The organism is Paenibacillus sp. JGP012 (assembly GCF_014203995.1).
In the GTDB taxonomy this organism is placed as follows: Bacteria; Bacillota; Bacilli; order Paenibacillales; family Paenibacillaceae; genus Paenibacillus; species Paenibacillus silvae.
This window is the reverse complement of record NZ_JACHKG010000010.1, coordinates 177,369-191,428: the sequence shown is the minus strand read 5'-3', so window position 1 is coordinate 191,428 and position 14,060 is coordinate 177,369. Positions and strand designations below refer to the sequence as shown.

14 protein-coding genes and 1 pseudogene are annotated in these 14,060 nt (G+C 40.7%); 14 read left to right on the top strand and 1 reads right to left on the bottom strand.

Annotation, left to right across the window (positions count from 1 at the left end):
• Nucleotides 1-156: 156 nt before the first annotated feature.
• The 11 genes and pseudogenes from HNR77_RS14830 (at nt 157) to HNR77_RS14780 (ending at nt 8,636) form a co-directional block, all read left to right on the top strand.
• Nucleotides 157-1,611 (top strand): annotated as a pseudogene (locus HNR77_RS14830) (IS1182 family transposase).
• 492 nt (nt 1,612-2,103) lie between these two features.
• Nucleotides 2,104-2,673, top strand: coding sequence for a sulfurtransferase TusA family protein (locus HNR77_RS14825; protein ID WP_184185631.1), 570 nt, complete (start codon nt 2,104-2,106; stop codon nt 2,671-2,673).
• Between the two features lie 30 nt (nt 2,674-2,703).
• Nucleotides 2,704-3,099, top strand: coding sequence for a DsrE/DsrF/DrsH-like family protein (locus HNR77_RS14820; protein ID WP_184185628.1), 396 nt, complete (start codon nt 2,704-2,706; stop codon nt 3,097-3,099).
• Between the two features lie 18 nt (nt 3,100-3,117).
• On the top strand, nt 3,118-4,254 hold the full coding sequence (locus HNR77_RS14815; RefSeq protein ID WP_184185626.1) for an MBL fold metallo-hydrolase: 1,137 nt from the start codon (nt 3,118-3,120) through the stop codon (nt 4,252-4,254).
• 16 nt (nt 4,255-4,270) lie between these two features.
• On the top strand, nt 4,271-4,498 hold the full coding sequence (locus HNR77_RS14810; protein ID WP_184185623.1) for a sulfurtransferase TusA family protein: 228 nt from the start codon (nt 4,271-4,273) through the stop codon (nt 4,496-4,498).
• A gap of 89 nt (nt 4,499-4,587) precedes the next feature.
• Nucleotides 4,588-5,382, top strand: a complete 795-nt coding sequence (locus tag HNR77_RS14805; RefSeq protein WP_184185621.1) for a sulfite exporter TauE/SafE family protein — start codon at nt 4,588-4,590, stop codon at nt 5,380-5,382.
• A 520-nt stretch (nt 5,383-5,902) separates the two neighbouring features.
• Nucleotides 5,903-6,172: a metal-sensitive transcriptional regulator gene (locus HNR77_RS14800; RefSeq protein WP_184185618.1), complete on the top strand. Its 270-nt coding sequence runs from the start codon at nt 5,903-5,905 to the stop codon at nt 6,170-6,172.
• A 491-nt stretch (nt 6,173-6,663) separates the two neighbouring features.
• Nucleotides 6,664-6,981 carry a rhodanese-like domain-containing protein gene (locus tag HNR77_RS14795; RefSeq protein ID WP_184185615.1) on the top strand — a complete coding sequence of 106 codons (318 nt, stop codon included), beginning with the start codon at nt 6,664-6,666 and terminating at the stop codon, nt 6,979-6,981.
• Nucleotides 6,982-7,016: 35 nt separating this feature from the next.
• On the top strand, nt 7,017-7,415 hold the full coding sequence (locus HNR77_RS30780; protein WP_184185612.1) for a rhodanese-like domain-containing protein: 399 nt from the start codon (nt 7,017-7,019) through the stop codon (nt 7,413-7,415).
• Nucleotides 7,393-7,782, top strand: a complete 390-nt coding sequence (locus HNR77_RS14785) for a rhodanese-like domain-containing protein (protein WP_311768626.1) — start codon at nt 7,393-7,395, stop codon at nt 7,780-7,782. The genes HNR77_RS30780 and HNR77_RS14785 overlap by 23 nt, the downstream gene beginning before the upstream one ends.
• A gap of 83 nt (nt 7,783-7,865) precedes the next feature.
• Entirely contained in the window at nt 7,866-8,636 is a 771-nt protein-coding gene (locus HNR77_RS14780; protein WP_221443850.1) for a family 1 glycosylhydrolase, read from the top strand.
• 503 nt (nt 8,637-9,139) lie between these two features.
• Here HNR77_RS14780 and HNR77_RS14775 read toward each other — a convergent pair.
• Complete coding sequence (locus HNR77_RS14775) at nt 9,140-10,327, bottom strand: ROK family protein (protein WP_184185606.1); 1,188 nt, start codon at nt 10,325-10,327, stop codon at nt 9,140-9,142.
• Nucleotides 10,328-10,602: 275 nt separating this feature from the next.
• Here HNR77_RS14775 and HNR77_RS14770 point away from each other — a divergent pair, with 275 nt between their 5' ends.
• The 3 genes from HNR77_RS14770 (at nt 10,603) to HNR77_RS14760 (ending at nt 14,058) form a co-directional block, all read left to right on the top strand.
• Nucleotides 10,603-11,238: a chromate transporter gene (locus HNR77_RS14770; protein WP_184185603.1), complete on the top strand. Its 636-nt coding sequence runs from the start codon at nt 10,603-10,605 to the stop codon at nt 11,236-11,238.
• A gap of 13 nt (nt 11,239-11,251) precedes the next feature.
• Entirely contained in the window at nt 11,252-11,785 is a 534-nt protein-coding gene (locus tag HNR77_RS14765) for a chromate transporter (RefSeq protein ID WP_184185599.1), read from the top strand.
• A 383-nt stretch (nt 11,786-12,168) separates the two neighbouring features.
• The gene (locus HNR77_RS14760) at nt 12,169-14,058 is read left to right on the top strand and encodes a beta-glucoside-specific PTS transporter subunit IIABC (protein ID WP_184185596.1); all 1,890 of its coding nucleotides are present in this window, start codon (nt 12,169-12,171) and stop codon (nt 14,056-14,058) included.
• The last annotated feature ends 2 nt before the right edge of the window (nt 14,059-14,060 follow it).

The window sequence follows — 14,060 nt, the reverse complement described above, 5'->3', positions numbered from 1 at the left end:
TCGCTTGACCACCGCTCGTTTTTTTATTCATTGTACACAAAAAGACCCTACAAGATGACCTTTTTTAAAGTGTCCATCTTATAGGGTACATTTTAGAAGAGGCTGTGCCTTTTTTTTGCGTACAATTGAGTTATCACGAAAAGTAGGTGAGAGCAGATGATTCGACAACAACAAAGCTTAGTCCTGAGTCCTTATGCAGCACTGTATGACATCGTCGTTCCGAAGGACAATATGCTCCGTCAAATCAACGAGCTCGTGGACTTTACTTTCATTTATGAAGAACTCGAAGCGAAATATTGTTTGGACAATGGACGTAACTCCATCGATCCTATTCGCATGTTTAAATAATTACTACTCAAGGCGATCTTTGAACTGTCGGACGTAGATATCGTTGAACGCTCGAAGTATGATATGTCGTTCAAATACTTTCTCGATATGGCGCCGGAAGATTCCGATATTGACTCAAGCTCCCTGACTAAATTCCGCAAATTGCGATTAAAAGATATGGATTTGCTAGACATGCTTATTGGTAAAACAGTGACGCTTGCGATCGAGCAGAATATTGTGAAAAGCCATTCCATTATCGTCGATGCTACGCATACAAAAGCGCGCTACAACCAGAAGTCACCGCAAGACATTCTGCAAGACCGTGCGCGAAAGTTGCGCAAAGCAATATATACTTTGGATGAATCAGCCAAGGCCCACATGCCGACAAAGAATACAAACAACGAGCTCAAAGATGAAATCGAGTATTGCCAGAAGCTTGTCGCTTTCGTCGAAACCGAATCTGGGATCGCACAAGTACCCAAAATTCTAGAGCCTCTGAACCTGCTGAAAGAAACGATCTCAGATGACGTCGAGCAACTTCGCCTGGCGGCGGATCCCGACGCACAAGTGGGACACAAGAGCTCAGACTCTGCTTTCTTTGGATACAAAACACATCTGGCCATGACTGAGGAACGGATTATTACAGCGGCCGTCATTACAACAGGAGAGAAGAATGATGGCAAACAATTGCAAGAATTAATCGAAAAAAGCAAAGCAGCTGGCATGCAAGTGAAGACCGTCATTGGAGATGCAGCTTATTCCGAAAGGGATAATATTGTATACACCCATAAAATTGAGATTGAACTTATAGCGAAACTCAATCCACTCATTACACAAGGCAACCGTAAGAAGGAAGACGAGTTCCTGTTTAATAAGGATGCAGGGTTGTACGTATGTCCAGCTGGGCATATGGCTATTCGCAAGGCACGACAAGGTAAAAAAGGTATCGGTGCAAACCAAACTGACACGTATTATTTTGATGTAGAGCGATGCAAGCGTTGTCCACTAAAGGAAGGTTGCTACAAAGAAGGTGCCAAAAGCAAGACGTATTCCGTTTCGATTAAATCCGAAGAACACTCCGAACAAATGGCATTTCAAGAGACAGAATATTTCAAAAAGAAATCCAAAGAACGTTACAAAATTGAAGCAAAGAACAGTGAACTCAAACATGGACACGGGTATGATATCGCCACATCCTCGGGTTTACTTGGGATGCAATTACAAGGTGCAATGGCCATATTTGCTGTAAATCTAAAGCGAATATTAAAGTTAGCAGATGAATAAATTCGGAAGTCTGGCTTGATGAGGGTACAAAAAGGAAGACATCCATTCCAAAATAGGGATATGGATGTCTTCCTTTTTTGTAATGGGTAGATACCTGCAAGAAAAATGTAAGTTCTTCAGTGGCCTCGTACAGTACCGAACTCATTTTGAGAAAACTGCCTGATGAAATTAGCGTGTCTAACTTTTGGGGGTCACTTCAGAATAGGTTGGCTTTTTTATATAAAAAATATAAATTATAACGTTCTGAACAAACAAAGTTCAAAAGGGATGTAAAGTCAATCACGATTATCCCGAGGCTTGAAGCGACACTTCATTATTTTAGTACATGAGGTTGACAATAACGAAAACCCTTCGTATTATACCTATAGGGGTATGGGTATTTAGTTATCGACCCTAATGAGATTCTCGTTGTAAACTATAGGCCAAAAGGGAGGATTTAATATATCCTAAGAGATTGTCTTGTTCGCAACAAATTTTAAGGAGGGTGCTTTCATGGCCGAAATTAAAGTAGATCAGACACTCGATTGCATGGGGCTTTCATGTCCAATGCCAATCGTTAGAACAAAAAAAGCAATGGATCAACTTGATGCTGGTCAAGTTATTGAAGTGCAAGCCACAGATAAAGGATCACTGGCAGACATTCAAGGATGGACCAAAAATACTGGACATCATTATCTCGGTACAGTAGAGGATGGCAATGTTCTCAAGCATTACGTCCGTAAGGCAAATTCTACTGAAATAAAGAAAGAGAAGAAGCATCCACAAGTCATTTCCAATGAAGATTTGGAGGAAAAACTTGTTGAAAACAAAAAGATGATCTTACTGGATGTACGTGAACCTGCCGAATATGCGTTTAACCGAATTGCTGGAGCCCTTTCCATTCCACTAGGTGAACTCGAAAGTCGAATCCAGGAACTTGATCAGGATGCAGAAATTTATGTAGTATGCCAAACAGGCAATCGCAGTGACCTTGCCTGTCAATTGCTTACTGAAAAAGGGTTTAAACAAGTCACGAATGTAGAACCCGGCATGACTAGTTGGACGGGTCCAACCGAAAAATAATAAAACCAACAAAAAAACGGAGGTATATCAATGAGTACAAAAGTAGCTATTATTGCAAGTAATGGTGGAATGTTCGATGCATATAAGGTGTTTAATATCGCAACTGCTTCTGCAGCGACTGAAGCAGAGGTTGCCATTTTCTTTACATTTGAAGGATTGAATCTGATTCATAAGCAAGCACATCACCAACTGCCGTTACCTGAAGGGGCTGAACATTTTGCTGAAGGGTTCAAGAATGCAAATGTTCCAACGATCCCACAGCTTGTAGAAATGGCTCAAGAGTTAGGTGTTAAGATTATAGCTTGTCAGATGACTATGGACGTTATGAACTTGACAATAGAGGATTTTATTGAAGGCATTGAAGTAGGCGGAGCTGTCACTTTTCTGGATTTTGCGAAAGATGCCAATGTTACATTAACTTTTTAAATGAAAGGAGAAACGAAAATGGAATTAAAAGCGATGACGGCCAAAGAACTTACTCGAATCGTCTTGGCTAAAGAAGAAATCTTTATCCTTGATGTTCGTAATGAAACGGACTTTAACGATTGGAAAGTTGAAGGCGACAGTGTAGATATCATTAACATTCCTTATTTCGATCTCTTAGACGGTGTAGATGATGCGCTCAACAAGATTCCTGATGACAAAAAAATGCTTGTTGTCTGTGCTAAAGAGGGGTCTTCCAAATTTGTAGCAGAACAAATTATTGAAGCCGGCAGATCCAACGTGTATTACCTTGAAGGCGGTATGAAATCTTGGAGTGAACATCTGGAGCCAGTGCAGATTGGAGAATTAAAGTACGGTGGCTCTTTGTATCAGTTCGTACGAATTGGTAAAGGGTGCTTGTCTTATATGGTTGTTTCAGGCGGTGAAGCCGCAGTTATTGACACTCTTCGCATGACCGAAGTGTTTGAACAGTTTGCCAAAGAGCAAGATGTGCAGATTAAACACACACTGGACACTCACCTGCATGCCGATCATATTTCCGGCGGACGTAAACTGGCCGAGCAAACCGGAGCGACTTATTGGTTGCCGCCAAAAGATGCAACTGAAGTCACTTTCAATTACGAAAAACTTGAAGAGGGGCGTGATATCACAGTAGGTTCCACAACAATCCGGATTCAGCCGATTTACTCTCCTGGTCACACGATTGGAAGCACATCATTCATTGTGGATGATCAATATTTGTTAACCGGCGATATCCTTTTTGTTGAATCGATCGGTCGCCCTGATTTAGCGGGTCTCGCTGAAGACTGGGTGGGTGATCTTCATAATACGCTTTATAAGCGATTTACAGAACTATCTCAAGATCTGATCGTATTGCCTGCTCATTTCGGAAAAGTGACTGAGTTGAGTGAGGGTGGTCGAGTGATGGCCAAACTTTCTGACTTGTATCACAATAACCCTGGTCTTAACATTCATGATGAGGATGTATTCCGGCGTACTGTGACTGAGAATCTCCCACCTCAGCCGAATGCGTACCAAGAAATCCGCCAGACGAACATGGGGAGATTAACACCACACGAGGATGAACAACGTGAGATGGAAATCGGTCCGAATCGCTGTGCCGTGCATGACCACTAAAGGAGGAAAACTAAAGATGAAAACAGACTTGGTAGTAGATACGAAAGGGCTGTCATGCCCTATGCCAATCGTAAAAGCAAAAAAGGCGCTGGATGGTCTTGAATCCGGACAAATCATGGAAGTACTTTCAACGGACAAAGGCTCGGTTAATGACTTTCAAGCATGGGTAAAACAAACGAATCACAAATTGATTGCCCATGAAGAAGTGAACGGTATCTATAAATTTCACGTCAAAAAGATATAAATGAAAAAATGAAACAAAGCGAACACACAGTGTGTTCGCTTATTTCAAACTTTCGTAAGCAACCCTCAAACAAAGAAAGGAGGGGAATTGTGGATATTTCGTTATTGGTCATCATGATCATTCTCGGCTTAATCGGATCCTTCTTTTCAGGATTGCTTGGAATAGGTGGTGCTATCATAATGTATCCGTTACTGCTGTATGTACCACCTTTATTCGTTGCAGCATCTTTCTCAGCACATGAGGTTTCTTCGATCAGTATGTTCCAAGTTTTTTTTGCGTCTCTTGCAGGTCTACTGGCGTTTCAGAAAAAAAGCAAGGAAAACATGGGGCCTGCTGTCGTTCATCAGGAACTGGTTGTTTTCATGGGCATCAGCATTTTGGCGGGAAGTCTAATCGGAGGTTATATATCAGGGCTTCTTCAAGGAGATATCATTGACCTGATCTATGGTATCCTTGCCGTGTTAGCAGTTATTCTAATGCTGGTACCTCGCAAAGGATCCGATGAAATTAAAGACAATCTTCAATTCAACAGAGTTATAGCGATAGTCTCGGCCTTCATAGTTGGGATTGTATCCGGGATCGTGGGTGCGGGTGGCGCGTTTATCCTGATTCCCATTATGCTCACTATCCTTAAGATTCCAACCCGTAAGACCATCGCTTCCTCTCTTGCGATCGTCTTTATTTCAGCCATTGGCGGAGTTATTGGAAAACTCAGCGGCGGTCATATTCCCTTTTGGCCTACTTTATTTACGGTGGTCGGAAGCCTGATCGGTGCCCCTTTCGGTTCCAAAATCAGTTCTAAAATCAATGTTAAAGTACTTCGTTATGGACTGGTCGTGCTTATTGCCCTGACAGCTGTAAAGGTTTGGGCATCTATCCTTTAAGAGCATATAGAAAAGAACTGTCTTACAGAGTGTACCTACTATACATTATCCTACAGGGGGATGTGTATAACGAAAATGTAGTATTCCTTAGTGGCTGAAAAAAAACATCAATCGTACGTTTAGCAGTAAATTGCTATAAAGCATTAGTAAGATTTTTTATTTCTATTGCTCTTCGCAACTGCCTATAATCACGAATTAACTATACTTTTTACTTTCTAGAAGCTCGATGCTCTGCGGAAGAATGAGGTCATCAAAACTCGGGCAGTTCAATAAGAATTATTTGGGGCACAGACCACAGGTAATTAAGCACGTGATAAGCCCAACGCTTTGTCTTTGTCTCAAATTGATTGAGGTAGCACAGGATTAGAGGTTGCCTGTACTATGACCATGACCATGACCATGGCCATGCTGGGAATGAAACAATTGGATAGATAAACTAATTTATTTAAAGGTGTACGCTAATATTTTTTGCTCTATAATATACCTATACAGGTATGTTATGAAGGAGTGTAGATTTTATATGGAGTATAACTATACAGACAGCTTGAAAACACGTTTGCGGAGAATTGAAGGCCAGGTTCGTGGTGTGCTTCGATTAATGGAGGAAGGTAAAACTTGTAAAGAGGTCGTTGCCCAGTTGTCTGCCGTTCGTAATGCCTCTGACAGAGCTATTGCGCAAATCGTTGCTGAGAATCTCCAAGAGTGCATTATGGCTGAACAGGAGGCTGGTAATAAGGATACAGGTAAATTGGTGAAGGAAGCCGTAGATCTCCTTGTGAAAAGCCGTTAAATTCAATATCCTTCAACTAGTTCATCTAACAAAAACAACAGCTGCTGGATTTTTGACAGCTGTTGTTTTAGATGAAGAGAATCTGGTAGATAAAAGAAAGCATAAGCTTAGATTTAAAAACAAGTACTAGAATCTTTATATCTATAGATGACTCTATTGCTATATAGACTTTATGATTTCCTACTGTAAATCGAGCTAAAAGTTGTCTTTTAGCAGAGGTTGTTAAAGGTCAAATACGACCTCATGATACCTATAGGAGTATGGGTAAAAAGCGAATGTACTAAGTCAGGTAGATTAGGCCAGTTTTGCGATGTTCTGCCGCTGATGGAGCAAGGATATACCTAGCTAATAGGTCATCTCTCAAATATCTTACTAGTTACAAAAACCTGATGAATGAACAACACTCAAATAACGCAATACTAGTAACCTAAGTTTAGGAGTTATGGTGAGCTAGTTAAAATATTATTTCATACAACAAGGAGAGTATAATTATGACATTTCGAGTCCCAAAAGAGATTACACCGCAAGAAGTAGCCGAGCAACTAAAACAAGGAAAAGATCTCATCATGCTGGATGTCCGTGAAACTGCTGAATGGGCAGAAGGGCATGTGAAAGGAGCTAAGCACATTCCGTTAGGACAATTAATGGAACAACTTCATGAATTAAATCTTGCTCAGGAGATCATCATTATGTGCCGAAGCGGAAATCGAAGCGGTCTTGCCTGTGAGCTTCTTCATGAGAAAGGATATAAAGTTGTGAATATGACAGGTGGCCTTAATGAGTGGTCAGATTTCGATCAATTAATTTGATCATAGGTTTTAATGTTACAGAAAGGATGTCATGAATGACTCTTATTTTCATCTTAGCTGATATACTCATTCTATGGTTGTTGGTCCAGTTGTGGCCGATCCCCTCACTCACTTATATGGACAACAAAGAGTGGGATCCTTTAGATAATCGGTGGTCCAACGTAAAAATACTAGATGTTAGGGATTCAAGTGAATATTGGCTTAGTCATATTCCCGGCTCGATAAATATATCCATTGGTCGTTTGCCAGTTGTATGGCATAAGGAACTTTCACCACATAACGAAGTGATTATTTTTTCACGAAACTGGCTCACGAGAAGAAAAGCAGCCAGAATTCTTGCACGCCGCGGATTTTATCAACTATATGCAGTCAAAGGTTGCTTTTTATCCGTGAATAGAAAGGGAGAATCCTGTGAACATAAATACTGTTATTAATATCGCAATCCTGCTTCTTGTTGTATGGTTGCTTTATACACGGCTTAAGCCGGTAAAAGGCCTGAAAAATTTAAGATCAGACGATTTCCGAAATGGGATGAAAGCAGACAGTAAAAGTCTTGTGGTTGATGTACGTGAACCTGGCGAGTATAAAAGAGGTTTCATCAAGGGAGCTGTAAACATTCCTTTATCTCAATTAAAGCGACGCCTGGTCGAGATACCAAAAGATAACACCGTTTTTCTTTACTGCCAAAGCGGTATGCGCAGCAAAAGTGCAGCCAAAATTTTAAGTAAGAGCGGATACTCTAAACTCGTTCAACTCCAAGGTGGAGTAAATACATGGGGAGATCCACTGACTCGAAAATGATAACCCTAGCGTGAGTAAACAGGATTTGTATCAAGCCGTTCACCACGAATTTGTTGCAAGTGCACTTGCAGTGAAAGTTGGACATGAAAATCAATCCAGATTTCAAAATAGGTTGTATGGTCATTGCAATGCCAATATATCCACTGACTCCTGATCCTAAGGATGTCATCCAAGTTATGAATGCTGACCATAAAAATACATTTTTTGCTGATGTACATGCACGTGGATATTACCCAAGCTATATCAAGCGTTACCTTAGAGAAAATGGAATTTCCATCCGCTTTGAACCTGGAGACGAAGAGATTCTGAAACACACGGTTGATTTTATTTCTTTAATTACTATCAGAGTAGCTGTGAAACGGCAGATCCAGCCAAGCAAATTAAGGGAGAAGGCAACCTTATTGGTGGCGTACCTAATCCAACACCTGAAAGCGAGCGAGTGGGGCTGGCAAATCGATCACCAAGGTTTGAGATACATTATGAATGTCTTGTATGATCGTTATCAGAAACCATTGTTTATTGTGGAGAATGGATTAGGTGCGGTAGATCAATTGATTACGGATAAAAACGGAGAAAAAACAGTTGAAGATGATTATCGAATTAATTATCTCAAGCAGCATTTAATTCAAGTGTTTGAGGAGATTCAAGATGGTGTTGAACTGATGGGATACACGACCTGGGGTTGCATTGATCTTGTTAGCGCAACAACCGCACAACTCAAAAAACGATATGGTTTTATCTATGTGGATCGTCATGATGACGGCACAGGAACTTTAGAACGCTATCGTAAAAAGCCGTTTTATTGGTATAAAGATGTGATCCAGAGCAATGGAGGAAGTTTGTTCGAAAAATAATTAGTGCATTTGTGAATTGCAAGTTAAATCAGACTTGTGTTTCAACAGTTATCTTGCAGATGCTGATGATTCATTAGTTGATATTCATAATAGCCGCGAATACGCGGCTATTTGTTTTTAAAATAGCTGCCTTTTGGGGATCACTTCCGTCCAATATGCCTTCTTTTTAATATAAGGAGCTGTGAAACAACATCCGATAAGAGGTATTATTGCTCGTTAGAGGTATTGATTACTCAGGGCGCTGTGAGATATTAATGTGGGGTATAGCACTATTCTGTTCCGTTCGATAGTGCCCCTAGCGGGTAACATCTGCAAATTCATAGATAGGGTTGATTGGTGTTAAGCCATTCGACCTGCGCGGTATACTCATTTCTCAATTAGAAAGTAAATAAAAGCTCATGTTTATTAGGAAAGTCGGCTCATTAGCATGTATGAAAATCAAAAAAACTCTGTATTAACCGCTGAGCGGTGGGAACAGAGTTTCGCATTTATTTAATGTTTGTTTACTTCTCCCAACTTTGCATAATCTGGAGTGCGGCTCCAGTCACCACGCCTTCCTCTTTAAGAATACCCGGAGTAAAAATTGGGTTGTATTTAGGATAATGGTATATATTTTTTCGGGCAACCTGTATTGCCGTATGATATACTATCGGGTCAGCATTAATAAGTGCTCCACCCATAATGACATATTCGGGATGAACAGTATTGATCAAATTGGCAAGCCCAACTCCCAGATAGGAAGCTGTTTCAATGAACAGCTCTCTTACCAGAGCATCTTCCTGTTTCAATGCATTAACAAGAGAAGGAAAATTAACACATTCAGGTGGGATGATCGAAAGCGAGCTTTCGCGTCCTATTTTAAGTTGAGACTGTACACGCTCTTCAAGTGAAGGAACAGATACATATGCCTCTAAAGATCCGTAATTCCCCTTGTCACTGAGTCTACGTCCTCCTGTTTGAATGATCATTTGGCCGATCGCTCCTTCAGTGTCAGCAGCACCACGCAAAATCTGACCTCCAGACATAATCGATGATCGTATGTTCACTCCGGCATGGACATACAGCATATGCTCACAAGCTTCATTTCGGAGCGCCCAATGCTCTGCTAGCAAGGCACTGTTTGCGCCGTTATCGAGTTGTGTAGGGATATTAAGTTCCTTTTCCATCAACTTGCATATAGGAACATTACTCCAAGAATCGGAAGGGAAATATTCCGGCTCTAATATAATACCCTTTTTAGGATCCAAAGGGCCTACTGCACCGATCCCCATCCCCAGAATTTGTTCATGAGCTATATGGTGATGATGTAGCATTTTATTTGTTTCGTTCACCACCAGTTCCACTAAACGCTCTGGCGTGAGGCTATGGTCCATCTCCCAACGAACAGCAGATAATCGGTTGAGATGTAGATCAAATAGGCCAAGTGAGGAACTGATGCGTGAGATTTCCAAACCCATAAGATAGCGATAATGTGGGTTTGTTTGAAAGAGAATGGGTTTACGCCCTCCAGTTGATGTACCATGTCCGGAGACAAGTATAAGTTTTTGAGCTAGCATGTCTTCGAGCATACGAGTCATGCTACTACTCGTGATTGAGAAATATTCTAGCAAATCTGCTTTGGAGACTGTTCCAAGAAAAGCGATTCGATCATAAATTTGCTTCTTAATTGAAAAATGGGAATGATTCAACATTATATTCTACTCCATTTCCAAGTGAAAAAGTCGGGATATATTTAGTATAGCTGATGGAAGACTGGTTTTCCAGCTAATGTTATAGGAATAATAAAGTTTATACTATATTGAATTTAACTTAATTATTTAACTCAGATTATTTTGAATTATATAATATAATGTGATGTAAATATTACAATTTACGTTTTGCGGTGTTTACTTTATTCCAAAATGAAATTAACGTGTTATAATATTAGATATTAATATGTAAGAGTTTTATGAAACGGAGGTAGCATATGAGTGTAAAACAAAAGGAATACATTAAAATGCTTACACAACTATTTGTTGTTTTTTTAAAATTGGGCCCCTCAACTTTCGGGGGAGGATATGCCATGATTACAGCAATTGAGCGGGAAATTGTGGATAAGAAAGCATGGTTAAAACCTAATGAGGTAGGGGATATGATATCCGTTTCTGCATCCGCACCTGGGGGCGTAGTTGTAAACTCAGCCGCTTTCGTCGGATATAGGCTCGCAGGAATACTGGGTGCGATTATCTCTGTCATTGCTATAACACTACCGACCTTTTTAATTGTGCTAAGTCTCAGTATCTTAGGCATGATGTTTCAAGATGTTTCCAAGATGAATGCAGCTCTAAAAGGAGTTCATGCTGCAATTGTTGCATTAATCATTGTGGCCGCATTCAAAGTGGGTAAGACCTCCATAATGGATTCATCCACATTGTTTATTGCAGGTCTAAGCACCCTTCTACTACTTTTCACATCGCTTCACTCTTTATACCTGATTCTTGGAGGTCCAATTGTGGGCGTGACTATTATTTCAATTAAACGTGCTCTTGGTCTTTCGGCCCCAACAGAGAAGGAAGAAGAAAGTCATCAGTCAGAACTAAATTATCCTGAATATTACATCTGAAGGTGTTGATCGCATGTTGTGGGAATTGTTTATCTTATTTTTGAAAATTGGATCTCTTTCATTTGGTGGGGGGTATGCAGTAATAACTCTCATTCAACGCGAAGTGACTGAAAAAGGATGGATTAAGCCAGAACAGTTTCAAGATATTGTTGCATTAGCTGGGATGGCCCCAGGTTCCATTGCTACGAATACTGCAACTCTAATCGGTTACTCTCAAATGGGCATCTTAGGTGGGATCATATCTACTATTGGGATAATTTTGCCCTCTCTCGTTATTGTCATCCTTTTTGCAGCTTTATTTCACCGCGTACAAAGCAATCATTGGGTCCGATCTTCGTTTTATGGACTGCGTCCAATCATTACAGGACTTATCATTTATGCTGCGATCCACTTTGGAATTGGAGGACATAACGAACCATTGTTTAGCTGGTCAACCTTCGGGATGCTTGTCATTTGTGTCAGCAGTCTCATCGCGGTAACTAAATACAAGATCCATCCATTCGCAGTAATCTTGTTATCAGCAGTAGGCGGTATCGTTATATTTTGATAGATATTCCGGGTCATGCATCCAGATAGGACTGAACAGATATGTAATAAAGCACTCCTGATGAACAAACGGACCCTTTCTACGATGATAAAGATAAGGAGTATTAAGAACCGTATATTGGGTCAAAGATCGATCTAGGAATATACGCTTAAATATATAGAATCGTCTGCTCAATGAAACCGCTTGTATTTTGATTATCGCCCGGTTATAATACAATAAACAAAAGAATAACCGGACATGTCACTGGTAAAGCAGGCAGGATCCATAAAGATTAGGTAACACTTTGAAGTGCTATCTAATTTTTAGAGGATACCTGTCTTTTTTGTTTTTGTTTATTGTATGGCCGAACAATAAACGCACATATCCACCGAGGGGGAACGAGAATGAATTATGAAAAAACGGCAAAAGATATTCTGAATTATGTAGGTGGGAAACAGAATGTAGCTCATTTAGGGCATTGTGCAACACGATTACGATTTACTCTGAAGGATGATCGTCAAGCGGATGTTGAAGCGATCAAGAAAGTGCCAGGCGTACTTGATGTCGTTAACAAAGGTCAATTTCAAGTTGTCGTAGGTAATACTGTCGTTGAAGTTTATGATGAACTGATGAAAGTTGGAGGTTTTGGAGGCCAGAAAGAAAACGAGGCTGAAACCAAGTCTAACGATTTCAAACAAGAGAAGAAAAAAATCGGATCAATGATTCTTGATTTTTTTGTTAGTGTATTCCAACCTTTGATTCCAGCCATGGCCGGAGCAGGGATTCTAAAATCGATGCTTTTATTGTTATCCGTCATTGGGTTGATCGATTCAAAAGGTTCAACATATATCGTCCTAACTTCCATTAGCGGTGCTGTCTTTTATTTCTTGCCTATTTTGGTGGCGCTTACTACGGCTGCAAAACTAAAAGTGAATCACGTGGTTGCAGCAGCAGCAATGAGTGTTCTATTGTTCCCTGACATGATTGCAAATTTAGGGAGTGGAGCTAGTTTTCTCTCTATCCCGCTAACTAACGTGAATTATGCTTCGCAAGTTTTCCCATCGATCTTAGGCGTTATATTCTATGCCTTTATGGAAAGATTTTTCTTTAAAGTGTCACCTAAACCGATTCGTGTCTTTTTCGTGCCGATGATGTCCTTGCTTCTAACGGTTCCTGTGACTCTGGGTGTTTTAGGCCCACTTGGTTTTCATTTGGGAACTTATTTAACAGCCGCCATACTCTTCTTATTTTCTAATTTCGGCTGGGTTGCCGTCGGCATTTTGGCAGCACTCCTTCCGTTTATGATTGCTACGGGTATGCATAAAGCACTGACGCCATACGTTATTTCCGCCATAGCTGCCTCTGGCAAGGAACTTCTCCTGTTGCCTGCTTTATTCGCACATAATATGGCTGAAAGCGCGGCAAGTTTTGCCGTGGCGATTCGCACTAAGGATACGAGACTAAGAGGGGTCGCTGTGTCATCTGCTATTTCCGCTATGTTTGGTATTGCGGAGCCGGCTCTATACGGAGTTACGCTACAACGAAAGCGTGTACTCATAAGTATTGTTATCTCCAGTTTGATTGGCGGATTGAGTCTTGGATTGCTTGGAGTAGCGGGTAGTACGGTAGTGAGTCCAAGCTTGGCAAGCATCTCGATGTTTATTGATCCAAGCAACAAAATGAATTTTGTATACGCAATCTTGGGTTTGATTATTTCTTATGTTATCTCTTTTGTGCTTACGTTATTTTTGTGGAAAGACGATGCTCAGCAACCAGGTGAATCGAATGCAGTGGATAACAAAGAATCTACGAAGAGCATGAATACGGTGGTTAGAAGCAAAGAAGTAGTTGCCATCAAACAGCCTGTTCAAGGGGAAATTATTCCTCTTAAAGAAGTAAAGGATGATGTGTTCTCAACCAAATCGATGGGAGAGGGGATAGCCGTCATTCCTTCGAAAGGCGAACTCTATGCCCCAACGGACGGGACTGTAAAAATGGTATTCCGTACTCAACATGCAGTAGCGATGGAAACAGCCAACGGAAGCGAGTTGCTTTTCCACATCGGTATTGACACAGTTAAACTAAAAGGAAAGTTTTTTGAGTCTCAAATCAAAATCGGAGATCAAGTGAAGGCAGGGGATGTACTGGTCAAGTTTGACATCGAGGGAATTGTCAAAGCAGGCTATGATCCGGTATTGATAACTGTCGTTACAAGTAGAGAGGGCTACAATGTCCAATATGCCGAGGGCGACCGTAAAGATAATGATCCCTTAATGTTTATAACTACTATATAAAT